Origin of the sequence: Luteibaculum oceani (genome assembly GCF_007995015.1) — a bacterium.
Taxonomy (GTDB): Bacteria; Bacteroidota; Bacteroidia; order Flavobacteriales_D; family Luteibaculaceae; genus Luteibaculum; species Luteibaculum oceani.
In genome coordinates this window covers 51065-75289 of the sequence record NZ_VORB01000009.1, presented here as the reverse complement: position 1 = coordinate 75289, position 24225 = coordinate 51065, and the positions used below count along the sequence as shown (strand labels likewise).

19 protein-coding genes are annotated in these 24225 nt (G+C 40.2%); 7 read left to right on the top strand and 12 right to left on the bottom strand.

What is annotated here, in order from left to right; genetic code table 11:
- Window positions 1–90: 90 nt before the first annotated feature.
- The 5 genes from FRX97_RS10095 to FRX97_RS10075 form a co-directional block, all read right to left on the bottom strand.
- A complete protein-coding gene (locus FRX97_RS10095) occupies window positions 91–3537 on the bottom strand; it encodes a T9SS type A sorting domain-containing protein (protein WP_147015093.1) in 3447 nt (1148 codons plus the stop codon).
- Between the two features lie 266 nt (window positions 3538–3803).
- The gene (locus FRX97_RS10090; protein WP_147015092.1) at window positions 3804–5330 is read right to left on the bottom strand and encodes a T9SS type A sorting domain-containing protein; all 1527 of its coding nucleotides are present in this window, start codon (window positions 5328–5330) and stop codon (window positions 3804–3806) included.
- 3 nt (window positions 5331–5333) lie between these two features.
- Window positions 5334–5876 carry a T9SS type A sorting domain-containing protein gene (locus FRX97_RS10085; protein ID WP_147015091.1) on the bottom strand — a complete coding sequence of 181 codons (543 nt, stop codon included), beginning with the start codon at window positions 5874–5876 and terminating at the stop codon, window positions 5334–5336.
- 416 nt (window positions 5877–6292) lie between these two features.
- Window positions 6293–8080, bottom strand: coding sequence for a 30S ribosomal protein S1 (gene rpsA / locus FRX97_RS10080; protein WP_147015090.1), 1788 nt, complete (start codon window positions 8078–8080; stop codon window positions 6293–6295).
- Window positions 8081–8643: 563 nt separating this feature from the next.
- The gene (locus tag FRX97_RS10075; RefSeq protein WP_147015089.1) at window positions 8644–9351 is read right to left on the bottom strand and encodes an SDR family oxidoreductase; all 708 of its coding nucleotides are present in this window, start codon (window positions 9349–9351) and stop codon (window positions 8644–8646) included.
- Window positions 9352–9954: 603 nt separating this feature from the next.
- On the opposite strand from FRX97_RS10075, the gene FRX97_RS10070 reads away from it, so the two are divergent.
- Window positions 9955–11136, top strand: coding sequence for a 4-hydroxy-3-methylbut-2-enyl diphosphate reductase (locus tag FRX97_RS10070; RefSeq protein WP_147015088.1), 1182 nt, complete (start codon window positions 9955–9957; stop codon window positions 11134–11136).
- Here the strand turns inward: FRX97_RS10070 and FRX97_RS10065 are convergent.
- The 6 genes from FRX97_RS10065 to FRX97_RS10040 form a co-directional block, all read right to left on the bottom strand.
- Window positions 11133–11606, bottom strand: coding sequence for a hypothetical protein (locus FRX97_RS10065; RefSeq protein WP_147015087.1), 474 nt, complete (start codon window positions 11604–11606; stop codon window positions 11133–11135). The genes FRX97_RS10070 and FRX97_RS10065 overlap by 4 nt on opposite strands.
- A 6-nt stretch (window positions 11607–11612) precedes the next feature.
- Window positions 11613–12326 (bottom strand): (d)CMP kinase, encoded by a 714-nt coding sequence (gene cmk / locus FRX97_RS10060; RefSeq protein WP_147015086.1) that lies wholly within the window; start codon window positions 12324–12326, stop codon window positions 11613–11615.
- A complete protein-coding gene (porQ, locus tag FRX97_RS10055) occupies window positions 12305–13360 on the bottom strand; it encodes a type IX secretion system protein PorQ (protein ID WP_147015085.1) in 1056 nt (351 codons plus the stop codon). Before porQ ends, cmk begins: the two co-directional genes overlap by 22 nt.
- A 51-nt stretch (window positions 13361–13411) precedes the next feature.
- Window positions 13412–15853: an endopeptidase La gene (gene lon, locus FRX97_RS10050; RefSeq protein ID WP_147015145.1), complete on the bottom strand. Its 2442-nt coding sequence runs from the start codon at window positions 15851–15853 to the stop codon at window positions 13412–13414.
- Between the two features lie 107 nt (window positions 15854–15960).
- Complete coding sequence (locus tag FRX97_RS10045; protein ID WP_147015084.1) at window positions 15961–17142, bottom strand: putative sugar nucleotidyl transferase; 1182 nt, start codon at window positions 17140–17142, stop codon at window positions 15961–15963.
- A gap of 64 nt (window positions 17143–17206) precedes the next feature.
- Entirely contained in the window at window positions 17207–17470 is a 264-nt protein-coding gene (locus FRX97_RS10040) for a type B 50S ribosomal protein L31 (protein WP_147015083.1), read from the bottom strand.
- A 95-nt stretch (window positions 17471–17565) separates the two neighbouring features.
- Between FRX97_RS10040 and FRX97_RS10035 the strand changes: the two genes are divergently transcribed.
- Window positions 17566–18999 (top strand): hypothetical protein, encoded by a 1434-nt coding sequence (locus FRX97_RS10035; protein ID WP_147015082.1) that lies wholly within the window; start codon window positions 17566–17568, stop codon window positions 18997–18999.
- Here the strand turns inward: FRX97_RS10035 and FRX97_RS10030 are convergent.
- Window positions 18996–20021 carry an acyl-CoA reductase gene (locus FRX97_RS10030; protein WP_170227102.1) on the bottom strand — a complete coding sequence of 342 codons (1026 nt, stop codon included), beginning with the start codon at window positions 20019–20021 and terminating at the stop codon, window positions 18996–18998. The two genes, FRX97_RS10035 and FRX97_RS10030, sit on opposite strands and share 4 nt — an antisense overlap.
- A 79-nt stretch (window positions 20022–20100) precedes the next feature.
- On the opposite strand from FRX97_RS10030, the gene FRX97_RS10025 reads away from it, so the two are divergent.
- The 5 genes from FRX97_RS10025 to FRX97_RS10005 all read left to right on the top strand — a co-directional run bounded on the left by FRX97_RS10025 (window position 20101) and on the right by FRX97_RS10005 (window position 24163).
- The gene (locus tag FRX97_RS10025) at window positions 20101–20448 is read left to right on the top strand and encodes a 4Fe-4S dicluster domain-containing protein (protein ID WP_147015080.1); all 348 of its coding nucleotides are present in this window, start codon (window positions 20101–20103) and stop codon (window positions 20446–20448) included.
- A gap of 21 nt (window positions 20449–20469) precedes the next feature.
- Entirely contained in the window at window positions 20470–21282 is an 813-nt protein-coding gene (locus FRX97_RS10020) for a hypothetical protein (protein WP_147015079.1), read from the top strand.
- A gap of 4 nt (window positions 21283–21286) precedes the next feature.
- Complete coding sequence (locus tag FRX97_RS10015) at window positions 21287–22015, top strand: DUF4476 domain-containing protein (RefSeq protein ID WP_147015078.1); 729 nt, start codon at window positions 21287–21289, stop codon at window positions 22013–22015.
- A 90-nt stretch (window positions 22016–22105) separates the two neighbouring features.
- Entirely contained in the window at window positions 22106–23188 is a 1083-nt protein-coding gene (gene serC, locus FRX97_RS10010; protein WP_147015077.1) for a 3-phosphoserine/phosphohydroxythreonine transaminase, read from the top strand.
- Between the two features lie 9 nt (window positions 23189–23197).
- A complete protein-coding gene (locus FRX97_RS10005; protein WP_147015144.1) occupies window positions 23198–24163 on the top strand; it encodes a D-2-hydroxyacid dehydrogenase in 966 nt (321 codons plus the stop codon).
- Window positions 24164–24225: the final 62 nt, after the last annotated feature.

Genomic DNA, 24225 nt, shown 5'->3' with positions numbered 1-24225 from the left:
TCATCCATCTTCCACCAACCACTGACCACTAACCACTCAACTACTGACTACTGACTCCTAACCCCTAACTCTTCACTCATCACTCCCAACTCACCTTTTCACCACGGGGAAGCTGCGACGAGCGCCATTTTTTTCCACCCATAAGTGGTACACACCCGATGGGTATTTACTTAGGTCCAGCTTTGCATTTTTCTCGGATCGTTGCTCTTCTACGACCAACTTTTGTCCAAGTGCATTGTATAAAACAAGTTTTGCTCCCTCTGGAATTCCTTCTACGTTTAGTATGGTTTCCACGGGATTTGGTGTCAAAAAAACTCTGTCTACCTCTTCTTGCTCAAAGCCCACTGTACCGGGATTATACTCCACACATGCCACCGTATCCGAACAGGAGAATGGCCAATTATTTATAGAAAACATGACTCCATAACTGGCCCTTACAGTTGTATCTATGGTAATGTACGTCTCTGCTTGTACATTAAATACACTATCATAATTCCCAAATTCGTCGCAGGTAAACCAGGTAGACTCTATGCTATAAGACTCCATGTTTTCCATGTTTAAGAAAATGGTATCATCTTTTATGGATAACTCAGGTTGCGGATCAAAATATCTAACCTTAAAACGCTCTATGGAATCGCAACCATGAACAGTTTTTAGGGGTACATTATACTCACCAGAACCGTTATAATTCACCCCTCGATAAGTACCCGACTTCTCACAGGTAGTTAACGAATCAGAGATATATTCCCCGTAGAAACTGCTGTACACTTCTGCCTGATATTGATGAACGCTATCACAAGAATTTGGAAAGGGTTTGGCTACCGAGTATAATCCAGATTCAAAAATCACATTTCCATTGGGGATTTGAACGGAATCGCAACCGGTAACAATGGTGGTATCCGAATAATTTGGTAGCGAATCAACCAGAATCTGAATAGGTATTATACTATCGCATACGCCACCTCCTCCTTTTAGCACATTAAAATATCCAGACTCTTTAAATACCAATCCATTCCATGGAATCACTACAGAATCACATCCAGAAATAAGGAGGGTATCTTCTCGAATTGGTTTTTCCTGGATAATTACCTCATAAAGTTGGAGACTATCTGGCAGGTTCGGCCTCTTATTTCGCACCCCATATATTCCAGATTGCTTAACCATTAAATTCGAAATGGGGAGCGAAACGGAATCGCAAGCAATTAACGGTATTGTGTCGCTAGCAATTAATGTATGCTGATTGGGAAATAAATAGGAAAATTCAAGATGATGTAGGAGTCCCGATGCGGGGTGACTACCAATGGAATCGATTAAAACCACTTCTTCGGTGGATAAATCCAAACGGTACAGCCTGTGTAAATTGTCATCCGGGCTACCCGGTTTAGTTGGAAAATACAGTTGCGTGCTATCTAGAGATAAAAAGGCCGTACCAATTATATCTTCCCCATTATTATTTCCAGCGAAATGCTCATATACCACGGCAGCCTCTTTGCTTTGCAAATCGAGCTTAGAAACATATCCTTCTCCTGAAGAAACCGTACTTATCCAATAGAGGTTTTTGTTGTTTGCAAAAATTAGCCTGGCATTGGTTAATCTAGGTCCCGAACCATCGTATTCGTAAATAATTTCCGTTTCCTTAGATTTTAAATCGTAGGAAAAAAGCACTTGCCGCGTAACTGCATCTACAATAACCCTAAACGCATAACCATAAATTTTGCCATCATGGTAGATTATATTCCCCATTATTCCCCCCAAATGGGAATCGATTTCCTCGGATTCGAGGGTAACGGTTAAATCAAAAGGATTAAAACGATATAGCCTAACATGTAGGAACCAGTTTTCTGTGGTTTTGGTAACAATACCATAATACATTCCGTCTTCACCTTCTGCCATGCCAAAACCCTCTACTCGATATCCAACATTTTCAGCAATATCTCCAGTAAATGGAATGATGTGAAGCGAATCTGTTTCGGGACTATACCAACGGAGCGCTCCAACCAAATCTCCAGAAACGGGATCGTAAAAATCTCTTACCTCCCCGCCTATTAAATTATTATCCGTAAGAAATAACTGGGGAAAAGCATTTTCGGTGCCCGTAGCATCGGTGTAATTCTTCACCATCTCTAGTTCCTTAGTGAATTTATTGATGGCATAGAGCCCCCCTTTAAAGTATTTAGCTTCACCTCCCGTGGTACCATACCAATGGTCTTTATACTCCACAAGATTTCCTCTTGTGTAGGCAGCCTTTTCCACGTGATCCAAAAAAAGATCAATCACCACCGTATCCTTGCCAGGCCACATTCTAAATAAAGTTCCATCGGTACTTGCCGTGCTCCTATTTGATGCAAATCCCAGCACACTGTCTTTATAACTTTTAAAATCGAATATGCCGGTTGGACGGTAACCATCAACGTTTTGGGTATAGTGATGAATAACCGCACAAGAATTATCATCTAGGTTATATTGAAATACCCCGCCTGTATTAAATGGGCCGCCATATTTAACCAGGCCAAGAATGGTATTATTTCGGAATCGAGTTAGACGAGATGCAATGTAGTACCCCTCATCGTAAAGATCGGTGTATGCTTTAACCGTTTGGAATGTTTTGGTGGGTAAATGGAATTTATACAAAGCACCAAATCCATTGGGACCATTATATCCCATGCAACCTACCAATACACCCTGATCCATGTACACCGGAGCTACTTCTGGATATGCACCAGAGTCCATTTCAAAATCGTGAAGCTTGGTGAATTCGTCTTGTAGGTAATTATACTGATATAAAGTGCCTGCCTCGTTCGCTCCCCCATATATGGAAACTCCAATAATTAGGCTATCTCCAACAAATGACAATTCTGACGAAGGCCAACTGCCTTCTAATAAACTATCATTATTAAATTCATGTAGGGTTCTGAATGTGCTATTTTTGGTATTATACTCATAGAGAACAGGTTTTTTTCCATCGGCAGAATATAGGGTTCCTACTAACAAACTATCTCTAAAAACATTAAGGCCATTATAAGCCCTGTGTGCTTTAACTTCGAAATTATGGATTATTTCAAATTGTTGATTTCCAAGATGGTATTTAAATAAATACCCTTTTTGACTTGGAAGGGTACTCGCCATTACCCCGTAAATAGCACTATCAACAAAAGCCAACACCTCGTTCGTTTGTTCGTTCATGCCAGGAATGACTTCAATTTGAAAAACCGCCTTTGTTTCCCCCGATAAAAGGTTGTAGGAAACTACTAATCCAGCGCCTCCGGTGCCACCACCTGGGATTAGGCCATAAATAATACTATCGGTACTAGTGCTAGATACAAATCGACTAACCACTCGGCCATCTATGTTTAGGTCTGCAGAATAAACATGCTCCGCTTGACCTGTTTCTATGTCGTAGGTATAAATTTCGCCAAGACCATGCTCTCCACCAAAATCGGAAACCCCAATAAGGGTGTGCTGCCCGCTTGTAATGATAGAAAAGCCTACTAGAAAAGCTAAAAGGAAGAGTAAATGGTTGGTACGTTGTAGCCTCATGAAAAACTGTTATTGGTCTTGAATCCCAATACAGTTTAAAGCAAAGAGGATTCTTTATAGTAAGACCCCCAAATGTAAAAAAACAAAGAGCTTAAATTAGATCGAAACCGCGTGAAAAGCAGAGCAAGAATGAGAATGCCAATTGGCGAGTTGGCGAATTGGCTTATTGGCCGGTTGCCCCATGGCGCAAAAATCAGGACAAGACATCCCGACAATTACGTGCATGTTTTTTTATATCGTAAGGAACAAAAATTTCTTAGGTTTGACTACTTAACAACAACCCTAACCGTTGCTCCACTTTGGTGTTTAACCAAATAGGTACCACTTTGCACATCCGAGACATCTAAAGCATCACTTTGAACAAAAGATTTAAGTGTACGTCCTTGGATATCCAGTAAAGAATAATTGGCTTTAAGATTGGTATTTAAAACACCTGTATTGTTGGGGTTGGGGTAGGCCGAAAAACTCTGAACTCCCTCCTTATTCGAAATGGAACTTACTGGACTGTAACCCAATTTAAATACGTAATAATCATCCGGCTTTCTATCTTGCAATGGGCCATAATATTCTGGGAAAGCATCTTTGTTTTTATTGGTACTTAAAAATATCAGTTCATCATCCTGGGTACACATAAAATCAACAAAAGAACCTCCCGACAGCCCATAGTTAACGAAATTTTGATCTATTATCTCTCCACTTGGATCAACTTCTAAAAGCCAAGTTCCTTGTTCAGTAGATTCATTGATTAGGTCTCCATCAGAGGAGTTTGTTTTTCCACAAATTACTAAGTTGCCTTTGTTATTTTCTAAAATTCTAAAGAACCTATCCTCACCAGTACCTCCAAAGTATTTTACATAAATAACTTCCCCCGTTGAATGATCCACTTTCGTGAGAAACCCATCCTTTCCAAGGGTATCATTATGGTGCCCAGGAATTGATGTATTAGTACCATTTCTACCACCCACAATATACATAAACTTATCGTCGATAAAATACTGTTTTGCTCCTGCATTTATCTCATTTACCCATGGGTCATTAGGTATTGCACTTTTAAGGATAATTCCCTCCTCATCAATACTAAGCAACCATTTCTTACTTCCAGAAGAAAAACCTGAGAGGTCATAGTCATCCGAAAAGGACCTAATAATCGCAATTATCTTATCATCCAAAATCTCAGCATACTCAACAAAATCTAATTTACTTCCTCCAAAGTTATTTTGCCAGAGCTGTTGACCAGTAGAATTTAACATAATCAACCAAGCATCTGCATCTCCATAATTGTTAAAGGGGGCGTCTGGATCTCCTCCAAAATTATTTGCAGGAATTAAAATTTTATCATTTTTCTTCTTCGTGAAAAACATTATTTCGTCCTTTGTACTTCCAAGACAAAAGGAACTAGCTGATTCACCACTAGAGTCGGTATATGTTATTCTTATGTCTCCGAAGTTATTCCCATCATTCCTCATACAAACTCCATTATCGATAAATACCAATCCGCCTAGGTCATTTTTATAAATATCTCTTAGTCTATCATTTCCCAGGCCACTGGTCTTAATAGCTCCTTGGTTTGAATTTAACATAAACCAATTTTTGTATGCATCTGATGTTTGACCACCCTCAATTAAGCCAAGAATGGCAAAATCTCCATCCATAAAATCATTAATCAAAACTGGTTTTTCATTTTCATGAGTCCCATAAATATTCTCCCATTGCTTATGTATTGGTAATTGAGAAAACAAGTCGCCAACTGACAATAAGATACCTATTAAGATTATATACTTATATGATCGCATGATTTAATCTTTTATTAAAATTTTACTGAATTTCTCGGAGCCTCCCTCTATTACTAGGGTGTAAAAGCCGGATTCAAGCGAACTCACGTCAATTTTATGCTTGTACAAATTTGATTCACTTAAATCTCTTTTCACAACCAGTTTCCCTGTCATATCAAAAAGCATCAACTTGGAAATACCAGAAGCTGAATTCTTAAAAATAATTTCTAATGAAGCTTTCATCGGATTTGGGAAGGCAGATACTCCTATAGAATTTTTATCTGATATATGTAACACCTTCCCATCAGCTCCACCTCCTCTATTTAATAAACTTGGTGATGGATTAGAGCTGTAATTCAACTCCATATCATCGGACTCTGCAATGCAACCGTTATCGTACCTTACCTTTACACTATAATTACCAGGGTGGGATAAATCTGGTCTAAAATTAGGTAACACCGCACCAACTATATCCTCCCCGTTCTTCACCCATTGAAAACTTGTTGCTAATTCAGCACCTACTGTATGTGCTGTTAGATTGAACGGGATTATTTGGGTTTGTAACACCTAGCTATTCTAATCCCTATAATTCTTTAATCGAAATTACCTGACATTTAATCCGAGTTAATATGCGGATTGTCATATTTCGAACTTTAATATTTTTTTACTTAAGTATCCGTCCGCGATACCAGCATTAAACCGACTAGCCATCTAAAACTTATTGAAACCAGGAATTAAGCGATAAAACGCTATTTCCCGTGCTGCGGCCTCGCCCTTAATAGATGAGCACCAAAAAATGCAACTGTATAATGCCAGCAAAGAGAACTCTTTTAGCTTGGTTGTTCGCTGCCTGAACAAACACGAAGAGAGGCAACTTGTTTGCTAAGCGTGGCCCAATGTAGCTTGGTGGCTGAGCGAAACCGAAGCAACAAAAAAACCCCGACAATTACTTGCCGGGGTTTTTAATATAGAGTGGATTAGAATTACTTCTTATCCTTTTTTTCCATTTCCTGCTTAAGGTTAGCAAGAACATCTAGATCTCCAAGAGTAGATTTCTCATTCTTGTCGTTAGATGCTTTAACTGCTTTAGATCCTCCTGCAGACTTAGAAGCTTTTGGTGTATCGTCAACCGCTTTCTTATCGAAAGTTCTGGTGTGAGAAACAACAATCTTTCTAGCTTCTTTATTGAAGTCGGTTACAACAAAATCTAATGCCTCATCAGCAGCAACTTTGCTTCCGTCTTCTTTTCTCAATTGCTTAGCTGGGCAGAATGCTTCAACTCCGTAAGGAAGAGCAACTGTAGCACCATTGTTATCAGAAGAAACAACAGTTCCTTGGTGTACCGATCCAATTCCGAAGATGGTTTCGAATACATCCCATGGGTTTTCTTCAAGTTGCTTGTGTCCTAGAGAAAGCTTTCTGTTTTCCTTGTCAACTTCTAAAACAACAACTTCTAGTTCGTCTCCTACAGAACAGAACTCAGATGGGTGCTTCACTTTCTTAGACCAAGAAAGGTCAGAGATGTGAATCAATCCGTCAATTCCTTCTTCTAATTCGCAGAATACACCGAAGTTGGTGAAGTTTCTAACTTTTGCTTTATGCTTAGATTGAGCTGGGTATTTCGTTTCGATTTCTTCCCATGGATCTGGCATAAGTTGCTTGATACCAAGAGACATCTTGCGCTCTTCTCTATCAAGAGTAAGAACTACTGCTTCTACCTCGTCTCCTACTTTCAAGAAATCTTGAGCTGAGCGTAAGTGCTGAGACCAAGACATTTCTGAAACGTGGATAAGACCTTCAACACCAGGCTGAATTTCAACGAACGCACCGTAGTCTGCAAGAACAACCACTTTTCCTTTAACCTTGTCTCCAACGTTAAGATCTCCTGGAAGGTTATCCCATGGATGTGGCTCAAGTTGCTTAAGACCAAGAGCAATTTTCTTCTTCTCGTCGTCGAAGTCAAGAATAACCACCTTGATTTTCTCGTCAAGTGTAACCACTTCTTCTGGGTGGTTGATACGCCCCCAAGAAAGATCGGTAATGTGGATAAGACCATCAACACCACCAAGATCGATAAATACACCGTAAGAAGTAATGTTCTTAACAGTACCTTCAAGAATCTGACCTTTTTCAAGACCAGCAATAATTTGCTTCTTCTGCTCTTCAAGTTCCGCTTCGATAAGCGCTTTGTGAGAAACAACAACGTTTTTGAATTCGTGGTTGATTTTAACCACTTTGAATTCCATTGTTTTTCCAACGTACTGATCGTAATCTCTAATTGGCTTAACGTCGATTTGAGAACCTGGCAAGAACGCCTCAATTCCAAATACATCAACGATAAGACCACCTTTAGTACGACACTTAATGTATCCCTTGATGATTTCTTCGTTCTCAAGAGCTCCATTTACTTTCTCCCATGCAGAGTGTACTCTTGCAGTTCTGTGAGAAATAATAAGTTGACCTGATCCGTCTTCTTGATTTTCAACGTATACAGGTACTTTATCACCAGGCTTTAAGTCTGGGTTATATCTGAATTCGTTGTAAGGAATAATTCCTTCTGATTTGTAGCCGATGTTTACAACTACTTCTTTCTTAGTAACGGCAACAACAGTACCTTCGATTACCTCGTGCTCCTCGATAGAAGTAAGGGTTTCTTCGTACTTGTCAGCGTACTCTTTTCTTTGATCTCCCGAATAACGGTTTTGATCCTGCTCAAACTGGTCCCAGTTAAAATCTCCGTTCGCAGTTTCTACTACTTTGTTTTCAGCCATGTGGCGTGATATTCTTTGTATCCTGTTTGCCGGTAAACAGAAGTGGTTTGGTTTAATAAAGGACGACCGACCATCCAAAAATTGGAGTGCAAAGGTAGTGATTTTTGTTTTATTCCCTCCAAAACACTGGTTATCAATTTTATGGATTGCAAAAATGAAGCTTTTGACTGGATGCTTGGTTGAATTTTCGATTAATCGTTCCTTATTAATTTAGAAATGTAGCAATTAAGAAATTTACCAATTGGGGCTCCCATGGGGCTTTTGCTGTGTTGCCATACCACCCATCTTTTATTAAGCTACAAACTACTTAACCACTAACCACTCAACTACTGACCCCCTATACATCAATTGCTAGTTTTAATAATGTGGAAATTTACCAATTAAGAAATTTACCAATTAAGAAATGTACCAATTGGGGGCTCCAATGGGACTTTTGCTGTGTTGCATGAGCTCCATTGTTACATTGTTTCATTGTTACATTGCTAAATTGCTTACCTGGACATTACCAAAACACCCAGATTTTATATTTCTCGGCTGGGGAATTTCAATTAAAGATTACCATTCTAAAAAGGGTTGGTAGCATGTACCGTAAGTTCAGGCACATAACCCCTTCTATCCATTTTTAAAGTTGATACAATTGCATGGGCGATATCTTCACTATGCAACTTGTTGGGTTCATCTTCTCTTGGCTTTCTGTCGGCTTGTCCAAATGCTGTAGGCACCTCACTTGGATTAATAAGTACCACTCGTACATTATACCTGCGAAGTTCTTGCTGCCAGCATTGGGTCATACCGCGCAACGCAAATTTAGACGCAACATAAGCCGTTCCGGTTGGGTAGCCTTTACTCGCTGCGGTAGAGGCAATATTTATAATTTCCCCGTGTTGTTGCTTCTTAAAAATTTCGGCAGCATGTTGAGCCATCATTGTGGCTCCGAAAACATTCACGTCGAAAATTTTACGCATCTGCTCCATGTCAAGATCCGTAAGTTCGGCTCTATGCCCTCCTATTCCTGCATTGTTAATCAATCCATCCAAACGACCGAATTTCTCCAGGAAACTTGCATATGTTTTCACCACTTCCTCGGTTTTGCTTACATCTGCATGAATAGCAAAAGCACCTATACCTTTAGCTACCGAATGCAGTTTATCCACATCTCTTCCAGTTATTGCCACATTAGCCCCTTCTTTAATTAGATAATTTGCTGTGGCTTTCCCCAGGCCCGATGAGCCTCCGGTAATTAAAAAATTCTTATTGACTAAATCTATCATTACTGCGATTTTGAATTCACCCAAAATTAAAGGCTTTTTACCGGCTTGCCATGGCTACTTCACCCTAGATTCCTCCGGATTAACACAAATTACCGCTAACCAATGTGAAAATGTAACAATTAAGAAATGTAACAATAGGGACTTCAATTGGGCTCCTGCTACTGAGCTATACAAACATAGTTTTATTGAGCTAAAAACTACTTAACCACTAACCACTCAACTACTGACCCCTCAAACCACCATTGCTACCCTGTTTAATTGGTAGGTTGTTAGATTGGTACATTAATAATTTACTAAACGGGGCGTCCGATGTAGCTTAGACTTGAGTAGTTCTGGCATAGGTATTCGTAAGTAAAAAATAGAATTCGGCAGTAAAATGTGAAAATGTAACAATAGGGACTCCAATTGGGCTCCTGCTACAGAGCTATACAAACATAGTTTTATTGAGCTAAAAACTACTTAACCACTAACCACTCAACTACTGACCCCTCAAACCACCATTGCTACCCTGTTTAATTGATAGATTGGTACATTAATTAATTACTAAAAATTTATCCTTCTGTAACAGCTTTAAAAAAGCTTCTTTCGCATCTTTGCCCTGTTATGAGAAGTTTCGATATCCCAGAGAAATATAAATCCGAGAAAATTGCGGCAATTAAAGCCAAGCGTAAAGCCGACGACCCCAAAAAGAAAGACTTTACTCCTTCTTACGTGGATTTCGAAAAATTCGAACTGATTCTTGCCCGGCATTTTGGATTTTGCTTCGGTGTTGAAAACGCCATAGAACGCGCCTATAAAGCGCTAGCCGAAAACCCAGGCAAACGCATATTCCTGCTTTCGCAAATGATTCATAACCCAGCGGTTAACAAAGACCTCGAGGAAAACGGCATCCGATTTATTATGGACACCGAAGGGAAACAGTTCATTCCTTGGGAGGAAATTTCTAAAGAGGATATTGTTCTAATTCCCGCTTTTGGAACTACTCTAGAAATTGAAGGCATCCTGGCAAAAAAGGGTATAGATGCCAAAACCTACGATACCACCTGTCCTTTTGTAGAAAAGGTATGGAATAGATCTGCCAAACTTGGAAAAGACCAGTACACGGTTATCATACACGGAAAACCTAAGCACGAAGAAACCCGCGCTACTTTTAGTCATGCCGCTGCAAGCGGTCCGGCTCTGGTAGTAAAAGATATGGGTGAAGCCCAGCTTTTGGGTGGCTTGATGCTTAAAAATGCTGAAGCCGAAGAATATGCTAAACATTTTGGCGAGCGTGTAAATCCCGGATTTTCTTTCGAGCAAGACCTTAACAAGGTTGGCGTGGTTAATCAAACTACCATGCTTGCTTCAGACACCCAAGCCATTGCCGATTACTTTAAAACCGTGATGGAAGAGAAGTTTGGTACAGAAAACATCAAGGAGCATTTTGCAGATACCCGAGACACCCTTTGTTATGCCACTAACGACAATCAAAACGCAACTTTAGAATTACTTAAAGAGCCTGCAGATTTAGCTTTGGTGGTTGGAGGTTACAACAGCTCTAACACCTCGCACATTGTTGAGTTGTGCGAACAAAAGTTTCCTACCTACTTTATTAAGGGACCAGAATGTTTGGAAAGTATAGATATTATTTCGCATTGGAATTACCCGGCTAAAAAGAACGAAATAAGTAAAGAGTGGTACCCAAAAGGGAATAAAAAACCCCGCATCATAATCACGAGCGGGGCCAGTTGTCCAGACAGCTTACTAGAAGCAGTTTTAAACAGATTAATAGAAATTAGTTAGTCGTAGCGGTAGGTTCTTCTACTTGGCTTTTTAGATTTCTTCTTCTCTTTATTCTTGAGTTTTGCCTCGTTTCGGCGATTGACCTTTTTAATCTGTCTATCGCTTTCGAAACGCGGGCCCGAATTAATAGGTCTTCCGTATTTATCCTTGAAAACGGGCGCTTTTTCGGCGTCCATAGCCTTTTTGTAATCCTGTAGTTCTTTCTTATCTGGATCTACTTTATCGTCCTTTGCAGGCTTATACTTCCCTGCCTTTTTACCATCTACTACAATACCACCATCGCTACTATCTGCAACGGCCTCTTTTTTGTCTTTACCAAAAACATTGAGTTTAGAAAAAACACCTTTTTTGCTTTTTCCTTCCTTTTCGGCAATAATTTCCTTTTCAACTTCTTTAAGCGCTTCTTTGTCTTGCGCCATCACAGCAGAAGTTAGAAACAGGGAAATGAGAATAAGGGGAAATAATTTCATACTTAGTTAATTAGATATCAGGGAACGTACCCAGCCAAGAACCAAAGTTAGTTGTTCGTCTTTGGTCATACAAGTATTATCGACCAGACGTGCGTCATCTGCTTTTTTCAGCGGATCTGTAGCTCTGGTTGTATCGAGGTGATCGCGGTGTGCTAGGTTTTTCTTTACCTCTTCCAGTGTAGACTCCACCCCTTTTGATTTTAATTCTTCGAAGCGTCTTCTTGCTCTTTCCTCTACATCTGCCGTTACAAAAAGCTTTAACTCGGCATTTGGGAAAACTACTGTGCCAATATCACGACCATCCATAACCACCCCCTTCTCTTTTCCGAAATCTTGCTGCAAGGCAACTAACCTTTTTCGTACTTCGGGAATTGCACTTATTTGTGATACGTATTGAGCAATATGCGGTTTTCGAATTTCTTCTTCTACATTCTCTCCATTTAAATGGGTATCGCTTTTTCCCTTTTCCTGGCTAGGCTTAAACCCAATTTGCACGGTATTTAAAGATGCTATTAATGCCTTTTGGTCTATAACACCGTTTTCTTTTATCCACCCATTACGCATAGCAAAAAGGGTAACCGCCCGGTACATTGCCCCACTATCTATGAAAGTGTAGGAAAGTACTTTGGCTAAATCTTTTGCCAAGGTACTTTTTCCACAAGCCGAATAACCATCTATGGCGATATTGATTTTTCGAGTTACAGCTGCTTTCTCGTCCAAAAATTGTTGATGTTAGTTGTTACAGAGAAAAAATGTGCTCCACCAGCAAGGTGAAACCTGCTATTGGCGTAGTGTATGTGAAATCGATTAATCTTAAATCCTAAGCCCCAAGAAAGCCCAACTGTTCCAGGCTTTTCGGCAATGCTTAACTCCTTTCTTCTTAAGTAATTATATCCAACCCTTATCTGAAAATTCTGGGAGAAAACAATTTCCGATCCCGCGTAGATATGGCGCGTAAAATTTCTAAAAAATCTACCCATGCTAGATTTTTCCTCGGGAGGTAGATCTTCGCCGGTAAGCGGATCCCTTTTTACCTCTGTATCCTCTGGCAATTCTATTTCCCACTGCTGCAGGTTATCCATGGTAAATAAGAAGCGGAAAGGAGCCTTATCCAACTTCTTACTGATTCCCATGGCAAAGTTTACTGGCAACTTTTGTCTAGCATCGAGATAATTTGAAAGCATAATTCCCGCATTACTCAGCTGAGCTCCGGCAGAAAACTGTTTTACAGTATCCACATAGGCCACTCCTAAATCCATTGCTAGTGCGTTGGCGGTGTATACTTCGTAGGTGGAGTTTAAAAATTTTAAACTTGCCCCATATTGCCAAGGGCCCGGTCTATTATAACCAGCCGAAACGTACAATACCTGGTCCCTCGGCGTAAAATTGCCATTTACATTACCAAACTCATCGGTTTGATCCATGGGACCAAAGCTGAACAACCTAGCTCCTGCTAAAAAGGTAAAGGGAAGGTCTTTTACTTTAAAAAGATAACTCGCATCGGTAGACTTAAGCCCATTTGGCAAGAATAGGGTTTGGAAATTAACGCTCCCCTTTTCCATACCACTTATGAGCTGGGGAGCAGCACTTGCCATTTGAGGATCGGAAAAATCTGCGGCAACAATTTTACCTCCAAGCGCTGCAGTTCTGGCGTTAATAGGAAAATTAACGTTAGAAAATGCCTCTGTTTTCTGTTGTCCTAATACAAAAAGACTTGACAAAACAAGGGCAATTACAACCAGAAAATTTCGCATGCTTGGTATGGGTTTTACTGCAAACGCAAATTATAAAAATAAATTTCCAAGCTACTTAAATTCCCTGGCTCCTTCTACTTTCTCTTTAAGAATTGCCCTTTTTAGAACCTCCTCCATGTTTTGCACATAGGTAAAAATTAATCCGCTCAGGTATTTCTCGTCGATATCGAGGATATCCTTTTCGTTTTGGATGGAAAGAATAATCTCTTTAATTCCAGCTCTTTTTGCAGCTAAAATTTTCTCTTTCACACCTCCTACTGGCAGTACTTTACCTCTTAGCGTTATTTCTCCTGTCATAGCAATATACTTTCTAACCTTACGCTGGGTAAAGGCAGAAGCAAGAGAAGTAAGCATGGTTATACCAGCAGATGGTCCATCTTTAGGAACAGCACCCTCTGGAACGTGAATGTGCACATTGTAATTATCGAAAACCTCGGGCTTAAGGCCTATCAATTCGCTGTTAGCCTTAAGATACTCCAATGCTAGCAGGGCACTTTCTTTCATAACATCACCAAGATTACCAGTAAGGGTTAATTTCCCTTTTCCAGCACTTAGAGAGGTTTCTACAAAAAGAATGTCACCACCGGTTGGAGTCCAAGCCAAACCAGTAACCACACCAGCGAAATCGTTCCCTTGGTATTTGTCTTTTACGTGGGTTGGGCCATATATGGTTTTCAAATCGGCCACTTTCAGGGTAGGATCGAACTCCTCCTCCATGGCTATTTGCTTGGCACGGTGACGAATAAGTTTAGATAGGCGTTTTTCTAATCCACGCACACCCGATTCGTTGGTATACTGATCGATAACCGCCTCTAATACCGCTTTGCCCAGTTTTATTTGAGTTTTTTCAACTCCATTATCCTTAAGCAACTTAGGAATGAGGTGACGCTTAGCTATTTCAACTTTTTCTTCCAAAGTATAGCCACTTACCTCTATAATTTCCATTCTATCGCGAAGTGCGGGTTGGATGGTAGCCAGATTATTCGCCGTGGCAATAAAGAGCACCTTAGAAAGATCGAAATCTTGCTCTACGTAGTTGTCGTAAAACTTATCGTTTTGTTCGGGATCTAATACTTCTAGTAAGGCAGAAGATGGATCTCCATGGGTATCGTGAGTGAGCTTGTCTATTTCATCCAAGATAAAAACCGGATTGGCAGTTTTCACCTTTTTCAGGCTTTGAATAATACGCCCAGGCATAGCTCCGATATAAGTTTTTCTATGCCCTCTTATTTCTGCTTCGTCTCTAAGTCCACCCAAAGACATTCTAGCATACTTGCGACCCAAAGCCTCAGCAACCGATTTCCCCAAGGAGGTTTTACCCACACCGGGAGGGCCGTACAAACAAATAATCGGAGATTTTATATCCTTTTTAAGCTTAAATACAGCCAATTGCTCTAAAATGCGCTCCTTAACTTTCTCTAACCCATAATGGTCGTTGTTAAGTATGCGTTCCGCACGTTTTAAATCGAATTTATCCTTGCTGTACTCGTTCCAAGGAAGCTCAACCAACAACTCCAAGTAGTTAAGCTGTACGGAGTATTCCGCAGCCGAAGGATTCATTCGCTGTAGCTTGTCGAGCTCTTTGTTAAAGGTTTGCCCAACTTCTTTCGACCACTTTTTACCCTTGGCCTTTTTACGCAGCTCGTTTATTTCCTCTTCAACTGGATTATCACCCAATTCATCTTGGATGGTTTTCATTTGCTGATGCAGGAAATATTCTCTTTGCTGCTTATCTATATCCTCCTTAACCTTAGATTGGATATCGTTTTTAATCTCAAGGAGCTGATTTTCTTTAGTAAGATGTTTCAGCACCATTCTAGAACGCTCTTCTAGTTTTGGTTCTTCGAGCATCAATTGCTTGTGCTCCACCGTAGCGTTCATGTTCGAGGATATGAAATTCACCAAAAAAGAGGTGCTTTCAATATTCTTAATAGCAAATGCAGCTTCACTAGGAATGTTAGGCGATTGTTGGATGATGTTTAAAGCCATTTCCTTGATGGAGGAAATAAGGGCTTCCATCTCTACATTTTTCTTGGGTTTAAGATCCGGATACTCCTCTACCTTGGCCTTAAAGTAGGGTTCAATCTCTACCATTTCTGAGATGGCGAAACGCTTTTTACCCTGAATAATAATGGTAGTTGAACCATCGGGCATTTTAAGCATGCGAATGATACGGGCGATGGTTCCTATTTTATGTATTCCATCTTCTTTAGGCTCCTCCTCGCTTTGATCTTTTTGCGCGACTACCCCTATCGTTTTGTCTCCTTTGTAGGCCTCTTGAATAAGTTTTATCGACTTATCTCTTCCCACCGTAATTGGAATTACCACACCAGGAAACAAAACATTGTTTCGCAAAGGCAAAATGGGTACAATTTCCGGTACAGATTCCTTACTCATATTCTCCTCATCCTCGGAGCTTATAAGGGGTATAAATTCTGTATCGGTTTCTATAACGTCTGAGAAAAAATTCTCATTAAAAAAGCTATCCTTCATGTTGTAATCTTCCTTCCAAGCCATAATGTCATGACTTTGCTACTTCACTATGTACGGTGTGTATTTGGCAAAGGTCGTGCCAAGGGGAAAAGCGGAAAAATTGTCAATTATTTCGCGTTGTTATACAAATACTCCAACAATCTTTTGTCAGCATCTGTAAGTGGAACTTCCCTTCTTTCCATTACTCGCAGGGCAACTTCGTAAGCTTTTTCGAGGTTGAATTTATCTTCTTTATCCTCTCCCATCCAAGCAAAACTTTTAATGTGCTTAGGTGGAAATTTAGATGTAAAGACATTGGCAAAAACCCCAACAGTAGTTCCGGTATTAAATTGGGTATTAATAGCAGATTTACTGTGATCTCCCATTAACAATCCACAAAACTGCAGTCCACTTCCTTGATAATCTTGTGTTTTGTAATCCCAACGTTTAACCTCTCCGTAATTGTTTTTCAAATTACTGGTATTGGTATCGGCACCTAAGTTGCACCACTCACCAATTATGGAGTTCCCCAAAAATCCGTCGTGACCCTTATTGCTGTAACCAAAGAAAATGGAGTTACTAATTTCTCCTCCAACCTTACAATGAGGTCCAATAACGGTTGGACCATATATTTTGGCACCCATTTTTACCACGGCGCCTTCCCCGATATATAATGGTCCCCTTAGGTTACAGCCTTCCATAACCAGAGCTCCCTTATCAATAACCACGGGGCCAGTGGTGGTATTTATGGTAGAAGCATAAACTTCTGCTCCCTTTTTAATAATTAGCTCTTTACCTAAAACCTTGCAGTAATTGCCAGGATCGGTGTTGTACTTCCCCTTAAACAATGAGATATCACGAGTAAGATATTGCCCAGCTTGGGTAAATAAATCGGTAACCTGTTCTAACCAATAAACGGCACCATCGTACTCTATTTCTTCGATATCGTTGATATAATCTTTTATCGCCGTTGCCCCAGGAACATTAGAAATTTTCTCAGCACCAAGTCGAATCGCCAGTATTTCACCTTGATGTACAAGCGCTTGGTTATTTAGCAAATCGTTAACCTTGGATACGAGAGATTTGGTTGGAACCAATTCTGAGGGCACCACCAAATTATCGTTCTCAAGTACAAAAGGGAATTTTTCTTGCAAACTCTCGTGCGTTTTGTAACACACCTTTAAGTTTTTGCCGTAAGCTTTCCATTTCTGAGCAATGGTAAAAGCTCCTGCCCTTAGTTCGGAAACTGGGCGAGTAAAAGTAAAAGGATAAAAATCCTCTATATGCGTATCGAATAGAATCAGGTTCATATATGGGTAAAAAAAAAGCCTCAACTAAAATTGAGGCTTTAAATATCTTGAAAAAAACTTCTTGTTACTTTTTCTTCTTGTCAAATTTAGCGTAACGAGTCTTAAACTTATCGATACGTCCAGCAGTATCCACGAATTGGATCTTACCAGTAAAGAATGGATGCGACTTATGAGAAATTTCCACTTTAATTAATGGATACTCATTTCCGTCTTCCCACTTGATAGTTTCATTACTTGGAGCAGTAGAACGCGTTACAAATGAGTAATCGTTAGATACATCTTTAAAAACAACCTGTCTATATTCTTCTGGATGGATTCCTTTCTTCATCTCCCTCAATTTTGGACGGCAAATGTATAACTTTTTCGTATAATTCAAGCGTTGTTTAAATAATTATTTTCTTTTGTTCCCGTTAAGCTTGGGTCATGATTAAAAAATCGCCGTTATACTTTCTTTTTATCCTCCTTATTATCATCGCATTTAGTGCTTGTAAAAAGGAAAAATTCACAGCGAACTTAAGCGATTTAAGCTTTTCTATCGACACCCTATTCTTCGATACCGTTTTCACGGAAATAGGAACAGCAACACGCAATTTTAAAGTTTACAACCGAGGCAATAAAACCATTGAAATAACTTCTGTTGCTCTTGAAAACAACAATTCGGTTTTTAGAATTAATGCCGATGGAACCCCAGGTCCGGTTAACAAAATTATTGAAATTGGTGGTGGAGATAGCATCTTTGTTTTTGTAGAGGCTAACATCGATCCCAATGGGGTAAATAGTCCACTGATTGTGGAAGACAAACTCGTTTTTTCAACCAGTACGGAATCCAAAAAACTTCCTATCGTAGCCTGGGGGCAAGATGCGCACTACATCCGCCCCAACACCATTATCCAAGGGCTACCTCCCCTACACATTCTTCCAGAGAACACAACGTGGACCAACGAAAAGCCCATTGTAATTTATGGTTATGCAGTGGTCGACAGTCTTAACTCCCTTACCATACAAGCGGGTACACAAATTCATTTCCACGCCGGTGGAGGATTATGGATTTATAATGGAGGAAATATAAATGCCAATGGAACGCTAGAGGAGCCCATTGTTTTCCAAGGCGATAGGCTAGAATCTTTTTACGACGAACTCCCAGGGCAATGGGATAGGATAATTATTAACGAATCGGACAAGGATCACGTACTTAAGAACTGCGTAATAAAAAATGCATTCATCGGACTGCAAATTGAAACACTCCAGTTTCCTTATAATTTGGAAGCTCCTACCTCATCCAACCAGATTACGCTAGAAAACATTGTATTAAAGAATCATAGCCTTTCTGGTATTCTTGCCAGAAACTATCGGATAAAGGCTGGAAATGTGGCCATTTACAATTGCGGACAGCAAGCTGCGGCATTTCTTGGTGGTGGGGAATACCAACTGAGCCATTTTACCATAGCAAACTATTGGGCCGAAACGGTGCGCAACCAGCCGTCCCTATATATTTCTAATGCTTACCAGGATATTTTAGGACGGGTTCAGGTAAGAAACATGGAAAACAGTTACATGGAAAACAGCATCGTAACCGGATTTGAAGACACTGAAATTGGAATAGAAAAATTTGAGGAAGGCAATTTAAATTTCCTTCTAAGACACAACCAAATAGACGCAGAAGAAGAAATTAGTAAACTCCCAACCCAAAACATCATTTACGACAACCCCGTTTTGGAAGGAGATGTATCTAAAGGATTTAAGCCAACGGCAAACTCTCCGGTATTGGGTGCTGGAATACCAAGCAATTACCCCAACGACATTACCGGCAAACTAAGACCCAACAACCCTGATTTAGGCGTTTTCGAAATTGATTAAAGTCCGTTTAAAAACTCCATGGTATTTACCTGGTCGGCATAGTCGGTAAAGCAAGGTTTCTGAGCCGAACCTAGCGCCAGACCATCCACCCCTACCCTGCACTGTATCTTCTCTTGCATATCAGTTAGGGTGTTGTTTAAAACCGCTATATCATCATAAAACTCATAGTGCAAACAAGAAACGGGCGAATGCAAACTTTCCTCTTCCACCAAATTGCAAAACCCATTCTCCAGATAAGGAGTCTGATTCATTAAGTACAAAGCCTTATGGTAGGTATAGTTATTCATATACTTATTGTGGTTAGCCAAATACTCAAATTTAGGCATGGCCTTAAATACCCGTTGCACATCAAAACCTTTAGGTAAATAGAGTTTGGTGATACTCCTACAACCCAATCCGAAATAGGCAAAAACATCTTCAAGCAATGCTTCCATTTCTTCTTGGGTTTCGCTTCCATCCAAAACCGCTACCGAAGTCCTATTCTTTCTGATGATTTTATGGTTTTCTCTAAAGTAGTACTCAAAATACCTAGCGGTGTTATCCGACCCTGTTGCGATAAGGGCATTTATATCACGAGATTTAAATCCTTCTACAATGGAATAGCGCGCTTTAAAATCCACTACGAATTCCGAAAGCTGCGCGAGAAAAAAAGGCAATAAGATCTTGTCTTCACTGCTGCACTTTAAAAGCAGGTTATGACCGCTTAGCAAAACCGAAATAGCATCGTGCAAACCAACCATAGGAATGTTTCCTGCAGCAATTACACCCACAGTTTTTGTGGTGGTTTTTGGCGGAAAACGGTTTAGTTCCGCTTCGAAAGATGGGTCGGTAAGGATAGCAACCCAACTTTTTAGACTTCTTAACTGTTCTCTTTTAGTGAACCAAGGGTTCTCTATTTCCGCCTTACGAATACACGCAACCCATTGCGAATCGTAGCTTTCAGAACTTTCTATACGTGCTAACTCACCCTTTAAATTAACTGCAAATGCATGAATTTGTGTTAAGACGCTTTCTTGGACCATCATATCTAATTGTTTCAGCTGATTGCAATAGCTATATTTGCAAGCGAATTGCAAAGGTACACCTAAAACTGACTGTGTAATGGCTATAATGATCACCGACGAATGCATTAACTGCGGGGCTTGCGAACCCGAATGTCCAAATAATGCAATTTATGAGGGTGGAGCGGAATGGAGTTTTGCGGATGGAACTTCTCTTAACGGTGTTATTAAAACACCTAGCGGAAGCGAAGAAGATGCATCTGCAGATCACGAACCAGGGTCTATGGATGTGTACTACATAGTTACCGATAAGTGTACAGAGTGTGTAGGTTTTCACGATGAGCCACAATGTGCAGCTGTATGCCCAGTAGACTGCTGTGTTGACGATCCAGATCACAGAGAATCAGAAGATCAATTATTGGCTAAAAAGGATTTTATGCATCTTTAGGAGCCCCAAGCTAGCCCCATTATGCGTAAACTTTTAATAATCAACCTCTTATCTATCGTTTCCCTAGGCGGAACGGCCCAAAGTTATCTTAACCAGCTAGAAGACTCTATAAAGTTTTACAGAGCGCTTTCGCTTAATTCTAATACCGATACAGCCAAGCTCTTGTATAACGACAGAGTGGTTACTTTTTTAAAAACCGCTCTCGAGCAAGATGCAGCTGCTGCCTTTGGCTTTGATGAGTTAGAAAAATTCTCCGTGCTCAAAGAAGGAGAAGTTACTCTGGTTACCTGGAATCTAGAATTAAACCGCTTTAATAATGAGTTTTATGGAGTGGTTGGATATAGAGATCGCAGAACAGCAAAATCTAAAGTTCTTTTAGATCGTGGCATTCGCGGAAAGGAAGACGAAAAAGAAATATTCGATAATAAAAACTGGCCAGGCGCCGTATACTACCGCATGGTTCCCTTTAAGCGCAAAAACGGACGAAGTTATTTACTTCTGGGCTGGAGGGGAGACAACGCCCTAGAATCATACAAAGTAGCCGAGGTATTGAGTATCAACAAAGCGGGTATCACTTTTGGTTTCCCCGTATTGGTTACCGAAAATGGAGATCGCTTAAATCGCTTCACGGTGCATTATCCAAGCAACATGGCTTACTCTATGAAGTACGATGAAAAGGAAAAGCAATTCTACTACAATCGGCTTGGTTTAATTGATGAAAGTTTAGGAAAAGTATTCAACAACTTAACCCCTACTTACACCTTTGATGCCTTTAAATACAAAGGTGGAAAATGGATTAAGAAAACAAACGTTGAAGTGATAAAGCCCAAATAAGGATTTGATCATTAAACGACTTACATTAACCTGTCTCTTTGCCTTTTGCGTACTTTCTATCTACGCTCAAACGGGGGCTATCACTTTTAAATCGGCTCAGAAACAAAATTTCTTCCTGGTTGTAGACACCCTGGCTGCAGACACCATAGCCCAACCTCTATACACCCTTTTAGATAGTAGCAAAAGTACCTTCCTGATTACGGCATATGGAGATAGTGTAAGCGTAAAAGGGCAATATGAAATTACGCTACTACCAAATAAAAAGCAGGAGATAGAGCTAAGCATAATAGGAGAACAAATATTATTTCTCCCTCTTTTCACCTCCACCTATAAGCGTAAAGAAGGAATTTGGTTAAACCAATTATCCACCCTCCACCTAAACGAACTGGAGGGGCTATACTTGAGAAACAAGTATGGAAACACGGGTGGATGCATGCCCCCCATGAGTACAGGTGCATTTGAGAAAGCCCGTGAGGATTTTAAGGAGATTTATTTCTCCAAAAGCCGATTAAAAGCCGCAAAATCTTTTATTGAGGAGCACTGCCTTATGACCAAACAGATAAACCATTTGTTTGACCTATTCGACTTTGATGAACCCAAATTGGAACTAGCAACGCTTTTGGAAGGGCATATATTCGACCTCAACCAGCTGGAAGAATTGAAACCAGAATTAATACTTCCATCGAGTCAGAAGCAGTTTGAGGAAATAAAAGCCAGACTAAGAAATAATTAAGAATTGTGAGAATTAAGAATATTCTTTTAGCACAAGAAATTTATTTATAACCTTTGCCATACATTAAATAGACACAAAAAATCAGGTTTCATGAAAAAAGTACACAACTTTAGCGCAGGTCCTTGTATTCTACCTCAAGAGGTTTTAAAGAAAGCCTCAGAAGCAGTAGTAAACTTCGATGATTTAAACCTTTCGCTAATTGAAATTTCGCACCGTTCTAAAAACGTAGTTGCGGTAATGGAAAAAGCGCAGAACCTGGTTAGAGAGCTATTAAATGTACCGGCTAACTACGAGATCCTTTTCTTACAAGGAGGTGCTAGCTTAGGATTTTACACTGCTGCATTAAACTACCTTTCTAAAGATGGAAAAGCGGTATATGTAAACACCGGAACTTGGGCTAAAAAGGCCATTAAAGAAGCAAAATTGGTTGGAAACATCGAGGTAGTTGCAAGCAGCGAAGACGATGGGTTCAAGTACATTCCAAAAGGATTTAACATTCCAGCCGACGCAGATTTCCTGCATATTACTACAAACAACACCATATACGGAACCCAATACCCAGAGATTCCTAAATCTCCAGTGCCTATTATCGCCGATATGTCTTCTGACATCTTCAGCAGACCGGTAAATGTTAGCGATTACGCTATGATTTACGCAGGAGCACAAAAGAACATGGGACCTGCTGGAACTACCCTGTTTATTGTAAACAAAGACCTTTTAGGTAAAACAGGTAGAACCATCCCTTCGATGTTAGATTACCAACTGCACATCGATAAGGAGTCTATGTATAATACGCCTCCTGTATTCCCTATCTATGTTTCTATGTTAACTCTAGACTGGTTAAAGAATCTAGGTGGAGTTCCTGCAATTGAGAAAATCAATGCAGAGAAAGCGGCAGCTATGTACGCGGAAATCGACAGAAACCCATTGTTTGTGGGTTACACTGCAGTAGAAGACAGAAGTAAAATGAATGCCACGTTTAACCTTGTAGACGACACGCACAAAGAGTTATTCGATAGCATGTGGAAGGAAGCGGGTATCAGCGGAATCAACGGACACCGTTCTGTTGGAGGATATAGAGCATCTATGTACAACGCTTTACCATTAGAAAGTGTACAAGCGCTGGTAAAGGTGATGCAAGAATTTGAAGAAAAAGTTTCTGTAAAAGCATAATTATAAATGATGAAAGTATTAGCGAACGACGGAATATCTCCAAGTGGAGAAGCGGCACTAAAAGAGGCTGGATTTACTGTTATTACCGATAAGGTAGAACAGAGCGACCTTATAGATTACATCAACAAAGAAGATGTAGCAGCACTTTTAGTTCGTTCGGCAACTACAGTAAGAAAAGACCTAATTGACGCTTGCCCTAACCTAAAATTAATTGGTAGAGGTGGTGTTGGTATGGACAATATCGACGTTGCATACGCAAGAGAGAAAGGTAAGGTTGTGGTTAACACTCCAGCCGCATCTAGTCTTTCTGTAGCAGAAATCGTTGTAGGAAAAATGTTTAGCCTTGCGCGTTTCCTATACGACTCTCACCTATACATGCCACAAAATGGAGTTGCCGACTTTAAAGTACTTAAGAAAAAGTACGGTAAAGGAACCGAATTAAGAGGTAAAACTCTTGGTATCATTGGAATGGGGAGAATCGGTCAGGCTTTAGCTTCTTATGCCCTAGGATTGGGTATGAAAGTTTTATACAACGACAGATCTTCGAATTCAGTAGACATTAAGTTGCATATCCATGGAGCTGGGGACCTAACAGTAACATTGGATAAATGTGATAAAGAAACCCTTATTAAGGAGTCTGACTTTATCAGTTTACACGTTCCTAAGCAAGAGAATGGTGAAGCTGTATTGGGAACCGCTGAACTAGCTAAAATGAAAAACACGGCGTTTATCATTAACTCTGCTAGAGGTGGATCTGTAGACGAAGAGGCACTTTTAAAAGCCTTAGACGCAGGTGAAATTGCTGGAGCGGCGTTAGACGTATACGAAAACGAACCTACTCCAAACGAGGCATTACTAAAGCACCCAAAAATTGCGGCAACCCCACACATTGGAGCTGCAACCGTTGAGGCTCAAGATAGAATTGGAACCGAACTGGCTGACCTAATCAAGGAGCACCTTTTGGTAAAAGCTTAATAGCTTAACAAATTAAATAGGGAAGGCTCATCCGCATGGATGGGCCTTTTTTGATTCCACTC